General features: G+C 70.7%; 3 protein-coding genes. 1 reads left to right on the top strand and 2 read right to left on the bottom strand.

Annotated elements, in window-relative coordinates:
• Together VGW35_20375 and rpiA are read right to left on the bottom strand one after the other, a co-directional pair.
• On the bottom strand, window positions 1-480 hold a 480-nt coding region (locus VGW35_20375), incomplete at its 3' end, for a 1-deoxy-D-xylulose-5-phosphate synthase N-terminal domain-containing protein (protein HEV8310027.1).
• 2 nt (window positions 481-482) lie between these two features.
• Window positions 483-1,205 (bottom strand): ribose-5-phosphate isomerase RpiA, encoded by a 723-nt coding sequence (gene rpiA, locus VGW35_20370; protein ID HEV8310026.1) that lies wholly within the window; start codon window positions 1,203-1,205, stop codon window positions 483-485.
• Between the two features lie 224 nt (window positions 1,206-1,429).
• On the opposite strand from rpiA, the gene VGW35_20365 reads away from it, so the two are divergent.
• Window positions 1,430-2,223, top strand: a 794-nt coding sequence (locus VGW35_20365) for a glucose 1-dehydrogenase (GenBank protein ID HEV8310025.1), incomplete at its 3' end; no start/stop codon positions are given.

The following is a 2,223-nucleotide window of genomic DNA, read 5'->3' as shown; positions in this document are numbered from 1 at the left end:
CCAGATCTGCCCCTCTTCGCACTCGCCGTCGCCGAGCAGGACGTAGGTCCGGGAGGGGCTGCCCCGCAGTCGCGCGGCCAGGGCCATCCCGATACCCAGCGAGAGCCCGATGCCCAGCGACCCGGTGGAGGCTTCGATCAGTCCCAGCTTCCGCCGGTCGGGATGACCCTGCAGGGGAGACCCGAAGCGGCGCAGCGAGGACAGGAGATCGTGGGTGATGTAACCGGCCTCGGCCAGCGCGGCATAGAGCACGGGACAGGCGTGCCCCTTGGAGAGGATGAACCGGTCTCGATCCTCCCAAAAGGGCTCCGGGGGCCGGTGGCGCATCACGCCGAAGTAGAGGCAGGCGACGAGGTCGGTCGCCGAGAGGCTGCCGCCCGGGTGACCGGAGCCGGCCGCCGCCAGCATCTCGATGATGAGGCGCCGGATGTTCCGGGCGCGGGCCGCGATCTCGGCGGTGTCGATCTTTTTCGAGGTCATGGTCAGTTCTCCCTTCGCCTGAGCTCCCTGATGGTGCCGCCATCGGCCACGAGGACTCGCTCGGCGGTGCCGAGGAAGAGCCCAGTGTCGACCACGCCGGGAATGCCCTCGATGGCGCGCTGGGTCCGGGCCGGGTCGGTGAGTGGACCGGTCGCGCAGTCCAGCGTGAAGTTGCCGTTGTCGGTCATGAACGGCCGACCGCCCTCGCGCCGGATCTCGGCGGGGAGCCCGAGCTCCCGGAGCCGGCGCTGGCAGAATCGCACCGCGAACGGCAGCACCTCGACCGGCAAGCGCCCGCGGCTGCCGAGCGCCGGCACCAGCTTGTCGGCGCGGACGAGCAGGATCTGGCGTCGCGACGCCGCCGCCACGATGCGCTCCCGGGCCAGCGCGCCGCCGAAGCCCTTCATGGCGTCGAGCTGGGGATCGACCTCGTCCGCCCCGTCCACGGTGAGATCCAGGAGGCTCTCGCCCAGGTCGACGATTCTGAGACCCACCTCGGCGCCGAGGCGGGCGGTGGCCTCCGAGGTGGCCACGCAGGTCACCGTGAGCCCCCGCTGCACGCGCCGGCCGAGGGCCCGGACGAACGCGCTGGCGGCGGACCCGGAGCCCAGACCGACGAGGCTGCCGGCCTGGACGAGCTCGAGCGCCCGCTCGGCGAGGAGCGCCAGATCGTCGCTGGCCGACGGCTCGGCGTCCGCCGTCTTGGGCTCTCCGCTCACGCCCACTGGGGCCTACCGGGTGCGCCGCGAGGGGAAGACGAACGCTGTGAGGTCACGGGGCTGAGCGCCGAAACGGATCGTCCGTTGATCACGGCCGCCCCCTTGAGAATGCCAGGCCGATCGCCTCTCGTTTGTGCGAGGCGGTTAAGGTACACGACGTCCCGCGTGCTGACAACAGACAAAGGAAGCGTAGACTTCTGGTGATCGGAGCTCCGCAGGGGAGGGGCTTCATGGCCCACCAGCCATTGAGAGGACAGAAGGCACTCGTCACCGGCGCCAGCTCCGGGATCGGCGAGGGCATCGCCCGGGCGCTGGCGGCGGCGGGGGCCGCCGTCGTCGTCAACTACGCGGCCAACCCCGAGGCCGCCGAGAAGATCGTGGCGGGCCTCAAGGCCGGCGGGGCGCCGGCCATGGCGATCCGCGCCGACGTCTCCCGGGAGGACGAGGTCCAGGCGATGTTCCGCGAGATGATCGGGGCCTGGGAGACGATCGACATCCTGGTGAACAACGCCGGCGTTCAGCGCGATGCCCCGGTCGTCGAGATGACGCTGGAGCAGTGGAACCGCGTCCTCAGCGTGAACCTGACCGGCATGTTCCTCTGCGCGCGGGAGGCCGCCCGCGAGATGATCCGCCGGGGACCCCGGCCCGCTGTCTCCTCCGCCACCGGAAAGATCATCTGCATCTCCTCGGTGCACGAGGTCATCCCCTGGGCGGGCCATGTCAACTACGCGGCGTCGAAGGGAGGGGCGAAGCTGCTCATGCAGTCGCTGGCGCAGGAGCTGGCCCCGCATCGCATCCGGGTGAACGCCATCGCCCCCGGAGCCATCCAGACCCCGATCAACCGCGCGGCCTGGGAGACACCGGCGGCCCTGGACAAGCTCCTGAAGCTGATCCCGTACGGACGCATCGGGTCTCCCGCGGACATCGGGAAGGCCGCCGTCTGGCTCGCCTCCGACGACTCCGACTACGTGCACGGGCACACGCTCTTCGTGGACGGCGGCATGACGCTCTATCCGGAGTTCGC

This window comes from Candidatus Methylomirabilota bacterium (assembly GCA_036005065.1).
Lineage (GTDB): Bacteria > Methylomirabilota > Methylomirabilia > Rokubacteriales > DASRDR01 > DASYQW01.
This window is presented reverse-complemented; position numbering and strand designations above follow the sequence as displayed.